This window comes from Streptococcus sp. 2018WUSS126 (assembly GCF_044427425.1).
Lineage (GTDB): Bacteria > Bacillota > Bacilli > Lactobacillales > Streptococcaceae > Streptococcus > Streptococcus hashimotonensis.
The window spans coordinates 1-15,696 of sequence record NZ_JAOTGB010000024.1 but is presented as its reverse complement, the minus strand read 5'-3'; the positions used below and the strand labels follow the sequence as shown (position 1 = coordinate 15,696).

General features: G+C 43.8%; 8 protein-coding genes. All 8 read right to left on the bottom strand.

Annotation, left to right across the window (positions count from 1 at the left end; genetic code table 11):
- Positions 1-20: 20 nt before the first annotated feature.
- The 8 genes from ODU34_RS08895 to leuS all read right to left on the bottom strand — a co-directional run bounded on the left by ODU34_RS08895 (position 21) and on the right by leuS (position 15,469).
- Positions 21-1,469: a PTS ascorbate transporter subunit IIC gene (locus ODU34_RS08895; protein ID WP_024399685.1), complete on the bottom strand. Its 1,449-nt coding sequence runs from the start codon at positions 1,467-1,469 to the stop codon at positions 21-23.
- Positions 1,470-1,816: 347 nt separating this feature from the next.
- A complete protein-coding gene (locus ODU34_RS08890; RefSeq protein WP_169051046.1) occupies positions 1,817-8,122 on the bottom strand; it encodes a pullulanase in 6,306 nt (2,101 codons plus the stop codon).
- 180 nt (positions 8,123-8,302) lie between these two features.
- Positions 8,303-9,244: a LacI family DNA-binding transcriptional regulator gene (locus tag ODU34_RS08885; RefSeq protein ID WP_002939863.1), complete on the bottom strand. Its 942-nt coding sequence runs from the start codon at positions 9,242-9,244 to the stop codon at positions 8,303-8,305.
- Between the two features lie 362 nt (positions 9,245-9,606).
- On the bottom strand, positions 9,607-10,353 hold the full coding sequence (locus ODU34_RS08880; RefSeq protein WP_105178659.1) for an amino acid ABC transporter ATP-binding protein: 747 nt from the start codon (positions 10,351-10,353) through the stop codon (positions 9,607-9,609).
- A gap of 9 nt (positions 10,354-10,362) precedes the next feature.
- On the bottom strand, positions 10,363-11,022 hold the full coding sequence (locus ODU34_RS08875) for an amino acid ABC transporter permease (RefSeq protein ID WP_002938543.1): 660 nt from the start codon (positions 11,020-11,022) through the stop codon (positions 10,363-10,365).
- A gap of 12 nt (positions 11,023-11,034) precedes the next feature.
- Entirely contained in the window at positions 11,035-11,823 is a 789-nt protein-coding gene (locus tag ODU34_RS08870) for an amino acid ABC transporter substrate-binding protein (RefSeq protein WP_235443476.1), read from the bottom strand.
- A 356-nt stretch (positions 11,824-12,179) separates the two neighbouring features.
- Complete coding sequence (locus ODU34_RS08865) at positions 12,180-12,788, bottom strand: CHAP domain-containing protein (RefSeq protein WP_024389609.1); 609 nt, start codon at positions 12,786-12,788, stop codon at positions 12,180-12,182.
- 179 nt (positions 12,789-12,967) lie between these two features.
- The gene (leuS, locus tag ODU34_RS08860) at positions 12,968-15,469 is read right to left on the bottom strand and encodes a leucine--tRNA ligase (RefSeq protein ID WP_205015189.1); all 2,502 of its coding nucleotides are present in this window, start codon (positions 15,467-15,469) and stop codon (positions 12,968-12,970) included.
- Positions 15,470-15,696: the final 227 nt, after the last annotated feature.

Below are 15,696 nucleotides of genomic sequence, written 5' to 3'. Positions count from 1 at the left end.
GATTTTACAGACCAAGGATACTATTCTGCTTGTGCCTCGCCACGATAGTATGCTTCCTTATCTTTTGCTTTCGCAAATTGAAGTTGCGGAATAGCCAATAAGAAGAGGCAGACAAGAACATAACCAGCAATACCGAGGTGCTTAAATGCAAGTCCAAATGGTAACCATGGCACTTCAAAGTCAATGTTTCCGTGGTAACCACCGCTCAATTCAAGCAAGCCAACGCAGACTGCACCAAGAGCGACTTGAAGGACACCTGAGATGAAGGAAAGGATGGCCGCTGCTTTCCAACCACCACGTTTGTCAGCGTACACTGCGATAGCTGCGTTATCGAAGAATACAGGTACGAAACCAGTGATGATGAGGATTGGACTCTTGAAGACAATCAAGAGAACGATTGTAATCAACTGACCGATTAAACCGAAGGCAAAACCTGAAAGAACTGCGTTAGATGAACCGAAGCCGTAAGAAGCTGCAACGTCCACCGCTGGGAATGAACCAGGAAGCAATTTGCTTGAGATACCTTGGAAGGCATTTGTCAATTCTGCTACGAACATGCGGACACCTTGCATCAAAATGAAAAGATATACTGAGAAGGTGAAGGCTGTTTGAATCACATACATAAAGAAGGCTTGTTTAGCTGGATTGTATGGAGCACCTGAAGTGATAACTTCTGGATTTGCCATAATTTCTGGACCCAAGATGAACAAAATCACACCGAAGAACACAAGCATCAAGGTTGCTGAAGCAACAACTGTATCGTGGAAGATGTTGAGAAAGCTAGGCAACTTCAAGTTATCCAAATTTTCTTCTTTTTTACCAAGTTTTGGTGCAATCTTATCGACAAACCAGATAGCGAATTGTTGTTGATGACCGATGGCAAAGCCACCGCCACCTGTCAATCGTTGGGTTGGTTCAACTGTCATATTTGAGCTGACTGCCCAGTAAATACCACAGATGATACCAATCGCTGCTGTACCGAATTGGTTACGAAGAGCTGGAATGAGGAAGAGCACCATCAATGAGACTGTTGCCGCTTGTTGTACCATGATGTGTCCAGTGATGAACAGAGTACGTACTTTTGTGACCTTACGTAATGCCACCAAGAGGATGTTGACACCGAAACCAATCAAGAGTGCTGTAGTGGCTGCTGATACGAAATCAGGGAACTCCTCAGCAATTTTCCCATTTGCTGCTGCAAGACCGAAGTAAGGGTCAATAACTGCCGCATCAATTTGGAACTTATAGTTCAAAGCCGCCAAAATCGGACGAAAGGTTGTTACTAAACCACCAGCTGCTACGTTCAAAATCATATAGCCAACTGTCGCTTTGATAAACCCTGCAAAAACATCATGAGGTTTTTTCTTTAGGAGAGCATAGCCCACCAATACTAAAAGACCTACGAAGAAGGCTGGATTCTGCAGGATATTCTGTGAGAACCAGTTTAATGGGGTTTGAAGGAAATCCATTTTTCATTCTCCTTTTTGAAATGATTTTTATGGTTTAATTATAATTTATGTAAGCGGAAACAAAAAGACCAAATAAAACACAGGCTTGTGTTCACTATTGGACTATTTCCGAACTTTAATGGCTGATTTAATCAGAATTCCTCCCTATCGTTCACCAGCCCATTTATTCTAATAATCAATAAATAGACGTTATTTTATCTAAAAAATTAGAAGAACTTCAAAAAAACATAAAAGAAGAGGTTGGTTTAAAACCAACCTCTTCTAGAGGGAAGTGATACTCTCAATCCTTGTATTTATAAGAGATTTACAAGGTTTTGAGTAGTGCTCCTCTGGAGAGCCAAATATTATTACTCTTCCGATTTTTTATTTCTTCCTTGCGCAGCAACTGTCAATCCAAGTCCAACAAGTCCGAGACCTAGAAGTGCCAAATCGCTTTGTCGGTTACCCGTAATCGGCAGACTCGCCTTGCTTGCAGCACTTGTCGCTTGTCTAGATGCTTGAGCAGTAGTAGAAAGACTCGGTTTTTCAGCCTCTTTCTTAGCCTCCATACTGCCTTTCACAACAATACGTGTTTCGCTATCAACAACTGTTTCTGATAACAAGTTAGTAGCGACCACCATGCCATCAATCAAGACATCCTGATAAACCAGAACTTTCTTACCAGTTTTGCCTTCTTGATGGACATAAGATTGATCGGTAGAGAGACTTGCATCATAGCGAATTTCCTCTACGATAGGAAGAATTTTTTCTTCTGTACGTTCCTTGGTAGTAAAGTCTAGACTTGGTTTTTCTTCAGCAGTAGGCGCTGTATCTGGAACTGCCGTAGTGATGTAAGGCAAGCGAATCACCGTTGCAGTCAAAGGTGCAAGAACAACTGCATCATCTGTCAATGTCACACCTACCAAATCAGTCAGCGCTGCTATTCCAGCCCGCTTACCATCGACCAACACTTGACCCTTAAGCAATTCTTTGTAACTATCAGAAAGAACAAAACTGCGCTCCTTGCTGTCTGCGTTAACAAAGACAGCATAGCGGTCCCCATTGCTTGCAATGGTTTGATAGGCAATGACCACATCATTTTTGGCAATACCATTTTGACCTGGAATTGAAATCAAGCTAACCTTCTGTTCAACTTCTTCTTTTGTTCCCAAACGGAAGGCATCTGTTGATTTGCGCAAGGCAATCAATCCTTTTGTAAAGGCCTGAGTACGGGTATTCTCTGGATAGAGCGCCTCATCTGTCGCTTTGGTCCAGTCAAACTTGTTGACCGCATCCGATGAATCGTAAGAGTCATGAATGTAGTATGGATAGTCAAATGGCGTTCCATCTGCATTGGTCAACAAATGCGCCTTGTTTGGTACCTTGTCCTCTGTAACTGGGTTCTTGTAATCAGGATGGCGGAACTGTTTGGTTCGTCCATACTCCTGACCAGAATGGATAAACGGTGTCCCTTGAGCAGTCAAGACTAGCAAATTACCCAAGCGTTGACGTTGGTGAATTTCAGTATAGTTTTCAGCAACTGACGGATCCTTCTTGATGGACTGAGCGATAATATCAAAGAGGGTCAAGTTATCATGCGCAGCAATATACTGGATCACATCGCCTGGATCATCTGCCAAGAAGTTGCCTGGTTGTGCCTTGATGTTATTAAAGACAGACTCAACACTCTTAGCACCGCCTGTGATAAAGGCTGGCTGACCTTCGTTTGGATAACCAGATTTAAGTGTGTTACGAATCTCATCTGAGAATACCGCAACCGTATCTGTTGAACTCATCCAGTCTTGGTCCGCTGGCTGAACAGGCTGATTAGCATCGCCTGTAAAGGTTCTCCATCCTTCACCAAGCATAATAATGTTTGGATTGAGTTTTTGAGCCTCTGTAAAGGCCAGCTCAATTGCTTCGGCATCATGGTCACCCATCATATCGAAGCGGAAACCATCTACCTTAAACTCATCCACAAGATACTTGATGGAATCAACTAAGACACGACGGCTCATGTAGTGAGTGGTTCCCAGACGACCACCACCAAAGCTTGATTTAGCCGTACCATCTGCCTCCATGAAGTGATAATAGTTTGGTTCCAAATCTTCAAACAAGAATGTCTTAGAAGTGTGGTTATAGACCACATCCAAAATCACACCCATGCCTTGTTTGTGAATTTCATTGACCAGGTTTTTGAATTCCTCGATGCGTTTCATTGGATCGGTCGGATCTGTAGAATACATACCTGTAAAGGCAAAGTAGCTTTGTGGATCATAACCCCAGTTATAGTTACTGTTGCTTGATGCATACTCACTGAGACGCTCTGCATTTTTCAATTCATTGACATAATAGTAGCTCATAACTGGGAGCAGCTGAATATGGGTCACACCCAAGTCCTTAAGGTAGCTGAGTCGCTCTGCAAAGGCCGCAAAGGTACCGAACTGAGCTGTCAATTCATCAGAAATAGCAGGATCTGATGTGAAGTCACGAACATGTGCTTCATAGATAATAGCATCTTCACGCTGATTGAAGTTAGGAATTGTGGCATAGTCCAAACCACTTGGACCAACTTCTGATGGATCCACAATCGCAGCTTTTGCAATCCGATAAGATGGATCTGTATCTGCCAAATCACTATTCCACTCCGCTAAAGACTTAGCATATGGATCTAAAACAAGAACAGCTTGATCCCCACGAGTGATTTCATAATGGTAGTAGTAACCACGATAGTCCGCGATACCAAGACCTGATTGACCATTCAATTCAAGGTCCCATTGTCCCTTATCGCCCTTGGTCATGGCCAATTTACCGACCACCTTAGACTGGTCATCCTTATCATAAAGAACAACTGCTACACTGTCTGCACTTGGAGACCATAGAGTCATATCAACGACACTACCAGCCTGACGCACACGCGCACCAAGCTCCCCATCATAAGCATAGAGCTCATCCTTCAATTGCCAGCTCATAGTCGTTGTGAAGCTATCATTGCCATATTTGAGGGTATAGCCCGCATTTTCTTGGTTGAAATCCCCGAGGACCCGCACCTTGTTGCTAGTAAGATCCAAGACAAGGTCCGTCACAGTCACTGTCTGGCCATTTTTATCTGTTACAGACAATTTCTCCAAGATGCTATCCTTATCAGCACCTTCCAGCGTTGTAAAGGCTGCTTCTAGAGCTGTTAGGCTAACATGAGAAACACCTGTTACACGGACATTATTGACAAAATAAGGGTTGGTGTAAATAGTCGCATCATCATCCTTGAGGAAGATTTGTGTCTGATTTTTCAAATCTTTAAAGCTATAATCTTTCTGCTGAATCTTCACATCATCTCCTGACTTGCTTTCATCCAATAGCAGGAAGCCAATGGAACTTGGTAAATCTGTCAATTTAACATCAATATAGGCACCATACTTGCCTTGGTTTTCAAAATCAATACCATTTGGCCAATCACCCAAGGCAACATCAGTCACATCTCCCCAGATCCAGAGACCTTTTTGGTCATAATCGCCATCGGTACGGAAGTAATTGATACGGATGTAGCCTTCTTTAAGCGGTTGATAGAGGCTGAGTTGGTAGTTTTCATCAAACCAAGCTTCATTCATCTTGGTGCTAATCCGTTCAATGGTCTTGTCACCTGTGATATTTTCACCAGAAGTGTTATTAATCAACAGACTAATCTTGCTGGCTGTTTCATCTTTCATCTTGATGTCCAGATAATAGCCATAGTCATCCTGTTTAGCCGTGCTGAAATTGGTTGCTCCTGTTGGCCAAGCACCAACATCTGATGATGGTTTTTCCACATCATCCCATGTCCATAGACCTAGACTAGATAGATTATCAGATGGTAGAGTTTTAAAGTGAACACGGAAGTAGCCTGCTTCAATTGGTTCTTCAGTTGTTCCTTGCACACTTGCATTGACGATGTCACCTGCTTGAGTCTGAAGGAGCATGGTGCCACCTTGACCGATTGTTGGAAGTTCGACTTGAACAACCCATTTACCGTCTTTCTCGATAGCTTGATACGTTTTTCCTGTGTAGGCATCTGTTACAACCACATCCTTGCCAGATACTTCAAGCGCCATTTCCTTGCTCTCGGTATTGGTTGAGAAGACAAGATAGGCAGCTTGATCTTGGTAACTGCGTTTGCTGATAAGCCAACCTTGGCTATCATTTCCAGCAAGTGTGCTTGTATCACCACGTGAGAGCAATGTTGAATTGGCATTGCGGAAAGCCAGCAATTTCTGATAGTGGTCTGTGATGTCACTAGTCTCTACCTTGCTCCAATCGAAATCGTACCGGTTGTCATAAACTGGCCAGTTGTTTTGTCCAGATTGACCTAATTCTTCACCATAGTAGATGACTGGCTGACCTTTAGCAGTAATCAAGAGACTAGCAGCCAATTTCAGTTTATCCAGATTTCCTTCTTTTTCTGCGCCACCGAGACTGTAGAGGAAACCATCTTCGTCATGACTGCCCAAGAATTGACCCAGAGAAGCTGCACTAGTCAGAACCTTGCTACGTTCTTCCAGCTCTTTTCCAGCTGCTTTCAATTGACCATTGACCAGATATTTGGCAATATCCTTGAAGCCAAAGTCCAACAAGCTGTCCATAGTACCGATTCCCAAGTCACCCTTGGTATCCTTATAATTCGCTCCCCAAGTTTCCCCAATCAAGTGGAAGTCAGGATCTCTATCCACCAATTCATTTTTGAAATGCTGCCAGGTTGTATCATCAACGTGTTTGACTGTATCGACACGGAAAGCATAGATAGAGTTGCCCTTGGCAGTTGTTGAGCGTTCCAACCAAGATGCCTGCCAAGCAACCAACTGATTGCGGACAGCTGCTTCTTCTGTCTTGAAGTCAGGCAATCCTGCAAGCGAACCGAGCTGATCATCTCCCTGCTTATCTTCTTCCTTAGTCCGCACCATACCTGCAAAGGTTTCTTCTGTACCATAGCCAGCATGGTTAAGCACCACGTCAACAACAATGTTTATACCTTTTTCCGCCGCAGCATCAATCAATTCGTGGAAGTCAGCTAAACTTCCCAAATGCGGATTAAGTTTCTCAAAATTGGATGCCCAATAACCATGGTAAGCATAGTACTCTCCATCTTTTACGCTACCGACATTCTGTGGAATATTTTCCACAATTGGTGTCAACCAGATAGAATCCACACCCAATTCTTTCAAGTAGTCCAGCTTGGCTGTCACTCCTTTGAAGTCACCGCCTTGGTAAAGACCGCGTGGGTTGGAGGCCGTTCCTTCCACCAGCTTGTCATTGCTGGTGTCTCCATTGTAGAAACGGTCTGTCATCATGAAGTAGATGACTTGCTCGTCCCAGTCTTTTTCACCATCTGCCTTGATACGCTCCGTAATGGTCACATCCAATTTTGTTTCGTAGTAACCGTTGTCCTTGTCATAGACCTTTACAGGAAGACTATAGGTACCTGGCGCTGTGCTAGACGTCGCTTTAATGGTCACACGATTGAGCTCAGTAGAGATTGGCACAAGACCTCCGCCGATGGCACTTGTATCGACTTCCATTTTGACAATCTCAGCATTTTCAGGGTTGGTGACAGTTACAGATACCAAGCCACTTTCATTGTAGTTGAATGGTGCTTTCACACTTGCCTCAACAGTCACATTTTTTGTACCCGGAGTAGCTTTACTTGTATCTAATTCTACTTTCTCTTCGATAAAATATGGATTGGTATAAACTTTATCGTCATCATTTCGAAGGAAAATTTGGCTATGCCGTTTACGATCTGCAAAGGCTAAATCAATGGTTTTATTGCCAGCAAGATCTGGATTATTCTGATTGATTAGCAGAAATCCAAGCTTAGAATCTAAACCGTTCGATAGGGGTATGTCAACATAAGCTCCGTATTTGCCAAGTTTAAAATCAACGGCACCTGTTGGCCAGCCATCACTCGCTTCAGTCGTATCGCCCCAAGTCCAAACGCCCCAACCTTCATAATTGTTGTCTTCACGGGTGTAGTTGATGCGGAGGACATTTTCATCTTTGAGCGGCTCATAGCTAGACACGCTGTAGTCACTAGCGATCCAGGCTTCATTCTGTTCCGGAACAAGAAGCTCCACTTTTTGGTCCGATTCTGTTATTTTTTCCCCATTCTTGAGGACCAGATAGCCAATCGTTCCTGGTGTCTCAGATTTTTTAATATCAACGTAATGGCCGTAGTCATCTACTTGACTGCTTGAAAAATTCACCGTATCAGTTGGCCATTGATTACCATCGGACGGCTCTGCCACTCCTCCCCAAGTCCACAGTCCTTGACTTTCTGGTGCTGTTTCGTCCACATTTTCAAAGTGCAGACGAATGCTTCCTTCTTCGATAGGAGCTTCCTCTGAAGCAGTTGCATCGGCTGTTTCTCTTACCGCTGTCGCTTCAGCTACCATAGAATCTGTAGCTTCTATCTCAGTTGTGGTCGCTTCTACCGCGCCGCCATCCTGTTCCGAAAGAGTCGTTGAACTAGTTGACGCAGGGAGGACAACTTCCTCTGCCTGCACTAGTTGACCTGCTCCACTTAAAAACAGAGCAGCCGCAATCCCAACAGAGGCTACACCTACATTTAGTTTACGAATGCCAAAAATCTGTTTCTTCTCTAGCATCCCTGTTCGTTTCATATTCTGAACGGATTTCTTTTTCATAGACTCCTCCATATAAATAAGTTTGAATTGTACACTACCAGTATATACAATTTCAAGGAGTCTTTGCAAACGTTTTCTTAAATGTTAACGGTAACAAGTTTTGGACTACTATCTAACTAAAATAGAATAAATAGCTCCCCCTCTTTTGCTCCTAGACGGCCCACTGACCAAAAAAAGAGACTACTGAGGTGTAGTCTCCCTTTCAATTAAGGTTGCCTGGCAGTAATGCCCCTGTCTAGCCAGAGGCTTGCCATCCAATATCGTCATTAAATGTTTGACGCTAAGAGCCCCCATTTGACGAATCGGCTGCTTCATCGTCGTCAAGGCTGGTCTGGACATCCGATCTAAAAAGAAGCCATCAAAACCAATTACCCCAACGTCATTCGGAATAGATTTTCCTAGAGCTTGTAAACCTCTTGTAACCCCAAGAGCGAGACGATCCGATGCGCAGATAAAGCAGGTGTTTTCTGGTAAATAATCAAGATTTTTCACAAATTCTTCCGCAACACGAGAACGATTTTCCAATCGATAGAGATGAGTTTCTCGGCCCTGCATCGCATCTTTGTAACCTTCTTCTCTCCCTTTTTCAAAGGCTTCGGGCAAGTCAATCCCTACAAAAACAATCCTCTCATAACCTTTTGATAAAGCAAACTGGGTTGCGGACCTAGTCGCCAAACGATTGTCTGAATCTACAAAAGGAAGGCCTTCTTGATTCTCCCCGAATAAAATCAATGGCTTCCGCAGACCTTTCAGCCAAGGGTAATCATCCTTTCGAGCGCCAGTCACAATGTAACCATCGCATTGATCAGTAATCTGACTTGGATTGGTCACCAACTGCAAGGTATAATTTCGATGATTGAGCTCATCAGCGATTCCTGCAAGAAGGTCGATATAGTACGGCTCTACCACATCCATCTTTTCGAGAATGACAGCCTGAACAATCAATGTCCGTTGCTGAGCCAAGGCCTTGGCAGCCACATTTGGCTTATAGTTTAATTCTTCCATCGCAGCTGTTACGAGTGTCCGTAGCTCTTGTGTAACTTGTTCTGGATGGTTGATGACACGCGAAACAGTCATCTTTGATACATTGGCTAACCTAGCCACATCGGCTAATGTCGTCATAGAACTCCTCCCTAATTCTATTTCTGTTGCTTATCTTTTAGCAAGCAAACAGTCAAACTTGTGCAAACGTTTTCTTTAGGTTATTATATACTATTTATTACTAAAAAGTAAAGACCTTTCGAATACATTTATCGTCATTTAGTTTTCCTCCTATTACTTCCTTAGCTTACCTTGCCTAACTTCATCTATGCCTACGGCTCATCGCCTCGCTAAAAGTACTATATAAAAATATCCATTCCCTCTAAACAAAAAATACCCCAACCGCTAGACCAATCAATGTCTAACAATTGAAGTATCTTTGTTAAATTCTGTCCATTTCTGTACGATTGTGGAAATGAATAAGATAAATTAATTTGCTTAGCTTACTCAACATCTACCTTTTGAATGCGAGCTAAGAATTGCTTAGTACGTTCTTCTTTTGGCTGGTCAAAAATGTCTTCTGGTCGACCTTCTTCGATAATCCGACCACCATCCATAAATATGACTCGATCAGCTACCGCACGCGCAAAGCCCATCTCGTGCGTCACAACCACCATGGTCATACCTTCTTTGGCCAACTGCATCATGACAGCCAAGACCTCACCGATTAACTCAGGATCCAAGGCCGAGGTCGGTTCATCAAAATAGATGACCTCGGGATTGGTCGCAATGGCTCTGGCAATGCCGACCCGTTGCTGCTGACCTCCTGATAGCTGGCTTGGATAGAAACCATATTTATCAGCTAGTCCCACCTTGTCCAAGGCTGCCTTACCGATTCTTTCAGCCTCTTGTTTGGGTACTTTCCGAGCCACAATCAAACCTTCCGTCACATTTTGTAAGGCAGTTTTATTGGCAAAGAGATTATAGTTTTGAAAAACGAAGGCTGTGCGCTTGCGAATGCCTGCAATTTCCTTCTTGGTCATCTGAGCCAAGTCATAACTGTCCTCACCGAAGACTAAGTGACCCGCGTCAGCTTTTTCCAAAAAGTTTAAAGAACGAAGAAGAGTCGTTTTTCCTGATCCAGATGGACCTAAAATGACGACCACCTCACCTGGATTGACCTCTACATCAATTCCTTTTAATACCTGCTGACCACCGAAGGCCAGCTTTACTCCATTTGCTTGAATCATCTGAACCTCCTAATAGACTGCCAACTTCTTCTCGCCATAGGCTTGAAGCTTGGTCAAAATAGTTGAAAAGAGTAGATAAACAAGGGCCACCTCACAATAGAGGGCAAAAGGTTCATAGGTCCTTGCTGCAATCTGCTGAGTCGCCATAAACATCTCCAAGACCGTGATATTGGCAGCCAGCGATGTGTCCTTAACCAATCCAATCAAGGTATTCGACAAGGGCGGGAAGGCCACTCGAAAGGCCTGTGGGAGAATAATCCGACGCATGGTCTGGGCAAAACTCATCCCGACAGAATAGCCAGCCTCCAACTGCCCCTTAGGCACGGACTCGATAGAAGCCCGTATGGTTTCCGCAGCGTAGGCACCTGTATTGACAGAAAAAACCAAAACCGCCGACGGAAAGGCATCCAAGACAATTCCTAGACTTGGTAGCCCAAAGAATATCACATAGAGTTGAACCAAGAGTGGTGTCCCTCGAACAACCCAAATATAGAAACGAGCCACTTGTTTGAGAATGGGAATCTGAGCAATTTGCACCAAGGCAGTCCCAATAGCAATTAACAAGCCAAAGGTAAAAGACAGGATTGTCAGTGGGATAGTCACCAACAATCCTGGAACAAGTATTTGTGAAAATGAATCAAGCAATAGTTGCCATACTCTCTCTGTCATTGTTTCTCCTGATTACTTAGCTTTTGATACGTCTTCACCAAAGTATTTGTTTGAAATTTCAGCTAATTTTCCTTCACTAGCCAATTCTGCCAAGGCTGCATCAATCTCTTTCACAAGATCTTCATTTCCTTTTGCAACTGGGAAGGCTGTTGTTGACACATCATCCGTCAAGGTCACAACCTTAATCGGTGCATCAGCATGCTGTTTCACATAGTCTAAGTACACCAAGTTGTCATTGATGGTAGCATCCACACGCCCTGTGTTCAACAATTCAACTGCCTGAGAGAATCCATCCACACCGACAACTTCTGCACCATTTTCACGCGCCAAATCTGCCCAGTTACTTGTCAAGCTGTTGGCAGATTTTTTACCAGATAAATCTGCAAAGCTTGTAATATCAGTATTATCCTTCTGTGTTACCAAAGCTCCATAGATGTATGTATATGGTATTGAAAAATCGTATTTTGCCTTACGCTCATCTGTAATACCGACTTGGTTAGCGATCGTATCAAAACGGGCCGCATCCAAACCTGCAATCATGGAATCCCATTCTGTTTCAACAAATTCCACCTTAACACCCAATTTCTCAGCAACGGCTTCGGCTACTTCTACATCATAACCGACCAGTTTTCCGCTCTCGTCGTGATAAGAATAAGGAGCATAGGCACCTTCAGTACCGATTTGAATAACGCCTTCTTCCTTAATTTGTGCCAAGAGGGTTTGGTCTGTACTATTCGATGTACCTGCAGATGAATTGCATGCTGCTAACACGATACCCGCAAACAATAAACTTGTAAACATAGCTATTTTCTTCATAATTAAAACACACTTTCTTTTTCAGATTTTACAATAGTATCATGAATAACTATTTCCAGCCAATATATTTTTTCTATCAAGGACATTAAAATTTTTAATCAAGTATCGGAGCATAAAAAAAGACCTACTCGGTCTCAGAACATAGATAAACTCCTAAAAATATTAAAAATTGAAGAGGTTTGCGAAAGATAGCAAGTCATTAAACTCTTAGAAACATTGATATTTCGGCGTTTCTGAGAGTTATTTTATTTTCAACATAAAGAAAAAAGATTGAAGAAAATTATCCAAAATGGACTTTTTCTTCAATCTGAGACCTACTCGGTCTTTATATCTCATATTAATTATACTCCAGCTGGTGGGTAAATATAGCTGACTGTTCCTTCGCTAGTCGTTGTTGGATCAAAGAAACCTCGGACATTACTTGGGTAGTATACCCCACCATAGTTTGATTCCTTAACTTGAATGTGCCCGTTAGCTGCCACATCTGTTACATAGGCAACATGACCGTAGCCTCCATCTGTCCATACAGCAATAGCGCCAACTTTTGGAGTAGTTCCCACTTCATATCCAAGCGCTGCCGCACTAGCTGCCCAATCTCCACCATTACCCCAATAGTTTCCAACCCAAGGAGCCATTTCTTTGGCACCCCAAGTACACTGACCAGCTGGATAGGTATTAGCCGTATATTCCACAGCAACCTCTGACACCATATTGGTAGCCAAAGCAGCCTTTGCAGCGGCAGCAGCTTTCTCAGCCACAATTTTTTCTGCAGCAGCTTTGGCTGCTATTTTTGCAGCTTCAACCTTTTTTGTTAACGCTGATACTGTCGGACTATCGCTTATAACTGTGTCATCTGCACTGACATTCACCATTCCCGACCATAAAAGATTTCCTATGAGGGCTGTAAACAGTCCCAATTTGAATTGTTTTTTTATCATTTGATAACTCATAATATTTGATTCCTTCGTGTTTTTCTGCCCTATCTATCCTAAGGGATAATCCTTGCAGAGAGCTTAAAGAAATGTAACAAATATTACAGATAACTTGCAATCTCTTAACAATCACGGAGTTCGGACTTTTTGTCAAAAAAACGACCTCCAATACGGAAGTCGTTTCTTGTTATTTACATTTATTTCACAACAATATTAACCAGTTTGTTCGGAACACTAATCACCTTCACCACTGTTTGACCAGCGATTTCAGCTTGGACTTTTTCGTCTGCAAGGGCAACTTTTTCAAGCTCTGCTGGTGCTAGGTCTTTGGCTACGGTCAAGCGGGCTTTTACCTTACCCTTGATTTGGACAACGATTTCTACTTCGCTTTCTACTAGCTTGCTTTCATCATAGACTGGCCATGCGATATAGCTGATTGACTGGCCTGTTGCTTCCAGACCTTGCCAGAGTTCTTCTGCCAAGTGTGGTGCAAATGGGGCAATCAATTGGACAAAGCCTTTGGCGTAGTCAACATAAAGCTTGTCTTCCTTGTTGGCTGCGTTGACAAAAATCATGAGCTGGGCGATAGCCGTGTTGAATTTCAGGTCTTCAATATGCTCTGTCACCGTCTTCACAGTTTCATTGTAAACTTTATCAAGCGCTCCGCTATTTTCCGAAGAAATTTCCTTCGTTGTAATCAGGCGGTAAACACGGTCAAGGAACTTACGGCTGCCCTCGAGACCTTCTTCTGACCAGGCGATTGACGCATCAAGTGGGCCCATGAACATTTCATAAACGCGGAGGGTATCCGCACCGAATTGCTCGACCACATCATCTGGGTTAACCACGTTTTTAAGGGACTTGGACATCTTAGCAGGTGCCTGCTCCAACTCCTCACCAGTTTCGATGTTGAAGAAAGAACCATCACGTTTCTCCACCTTGTCGGTCGCCACAAGCGCCCCACGGCTGTCGCGGTAGCTAGTTCCCAAAATCATGCCCTGGTTAAAGAGTTTTTGGAATGGCTCTTTGGTCGGCACAACGCCAAGGTCATAGAGGAACTTGTGCCAGAAGCGAGCATAAAGCAAGTGAAGGACCGCGTGCTCAGCACCACCGATGTAGATGTCCACTGGCAACCAAGCTTTGAGAAGCTCCTCATCTGCCAATTTCTCGTCATTGTGCGGGTCGATATAGCGGAGGTAGTACCAGCTAGAGCCCGCCCATTGTGGCATGGTGTTGGTTTCACGGCGGCCTTTGACACCGTCTTCACGCACCACTTCCAACCAGTCTGTCAAGTTAGCAAGAGGTGACTCCCCTGTACCTGAAGGCTTGATGTCTGAGGTTTTTGGCAATACCAGAGGTAACTCATTTTCTGGGACTGCTGTGGAAGTACCGTCTTCCCAGTGGATGATTGGAATTGGCTCACCCCAATAACGTTGACGGCTGAAGAGCCAGTCACGGAGGCGGTAGGAAATTTTCTCCTGACCGACACCATTTTCTTCCAACCAAGCCACCATTTGGGCAATAGCTTCTTCCTTATTCAGACCATCTAGGAAATCTGAATTGATGTGGGCACCGTCTTCTGTGTAAGGTGCCTCTTCTACATTGCCACCTTCCAAAACTGGAATAATGTCCAAACCAAACTGTTTGGCAAATTCCCAGTCACGCTCATCATGGGCAGGAACGGCCATAATAGCACCTGTTCCGTAGCTTGCAAGGACATAATCAGCAATCCAGATTGGAATTTCACGACCGTTGACAGGATTGATTGCGTAGGCACCTGTCCAGACGCCTGTCTTGTCTTTGGCAAGGTCTGTACGGGCAAGATCTGATTTGAGGGAAGCTTGGCGTTTGTACTCTGCCACAGCTTCTGCCTGTTCAGGCGATGTAATGCTATCCACCAAGTCATGCTCAGGGGCAAGGACAGCATAGGTAGCTCCAAAGAGGGTATCTGGACGAGTTGTGAAAACAGTGAAGTCTTTGTCTGTGTCCTTGATCTTGAAGGTCACGTTGGCACCTGTTGACTTGCCGATCCAGTTGCGTTGCATATCCTTGATCGACTCTGGCCAATCAACTTCTTCCAAGTCATTGAGCAGACGCTCTGCGTATGCAGTGATTTTCAACATCCATTGACGCATTGGCTTGCGAACAACTGGGTAGCCACCACGCTCAGATGTTCCATCAGGAAGCACTTCTTCGTTGGCGATGGCTGTTCCCAATTCCTCTACCCAGTTGACAGGCACTTCTGCCTCGTAGGCTAGGCCTTTTTCATACAACTTAGTGAAAATCCACTGGGTCCACTTGTAGTAGTTGGGGTCAGTCGTATTAACCTCACGGTCCCAGTCGTAAGAAAAGCCAAGGGCGTTAATCTGACGTTTGAAGTTGGCAATATTTTCTGCTGTAAAGTCAGCTGGGTCATTTCCCGTATCCATAGCGTATTGCTCCGCAGGCAGACCGAAGGCATCCCAACCCATTGGGTGAAGAACGTTGTAGCCTTGGGCACGCTTGTAACGGCTGAGAATGTCCGTCGCCGTATAACCCTCTGGGTGCCCAACGTGCAAGCCCGCACCAGACGGATAAGGGAACATATCTAGGGCATAAAAGTTTGGCTTTTCCGCATCTGTTCCTGTTTTAAATATGTGATTTTTTGCCCAAAATTCCTGCCATTTGGGCTCGATTTCCTTGTGATTGTAGAAGCTCATATCATTTCTCCATGTCAATAAATTATCTTTACTATTATATCACGTTTTTGGGGAATTGGGAAAGACAAAAACAGCCAGTTTTCACTAGCTGTTTTCCCATAGTAAATTCCCAAAGTAAGTTCTAGTCTGTCTTAAAAACTGGAAACTAGAATGAGACAAAGAAATAAGGTAGAACTTACTATGGGACAAGTTGGTAATCGACAATGAAAAACAAACACTTAACTCTC

Bases quoted from the DNA above. Each gene is read 5' to 3' on its own strand.
- ODU34_RS08895 (WP_024399685.1), bottom strand. From the start codon at position 1,469: ATGGATTTCCTTCAAACCCCATTAAACTGGTTCTCACAGAATATCCTG.
- ODU34_RS08890 (WP_169051046.1), bottom strand. From the start codon at position 8,122: ATGAAAAAGAAATCCGTTCAGAATATGAAACGAACAGGGATGCTAGAG.
- ODU34_RS08885 (WP_002939863.1), bottom strand. From the start codon at position 9,244: ATGACGACATTAGCCGATGTGGCTAGGTTAGCCAATGTATCAAAGATG.
- ODU34_RS08880 (WP_105178659.1), bottom strand. From the start codon at position 10,353: ATGATTCAAGCAAATGGAGTAAAGCTGGCCTTCGGTGGTCAGCAGGTA.
- ODU34_RS08875 (WP_002938543.1), bottom strand. From the start codon at position 11,022: ATGACAGAGAGAGTATGGCAACTATTGCTTGATTCATTTTCACAAATA.
- ODU34_RS08870 (WP_235443476.1), bottom strand. From the start codon at position 11,823: ATGTTTACAAGTTTATTGTTTGCGGGTATCGTGTTAGCAGCATGCAAT.
- ODU34_RS08865 (WP_024389609.1), bottom strand. From the start codon at position 12,788: ATGAGTTATCAAATGATAAAAAAACAATTCAAATTGGGACTGTTTACA.
- leuS (WP_205015189.1), bottom strand. From the start codon at position 15,469: ATGAGCTTCTACAATCACAAGGAAATCGAGCCCAAATGGCAGGAATTT.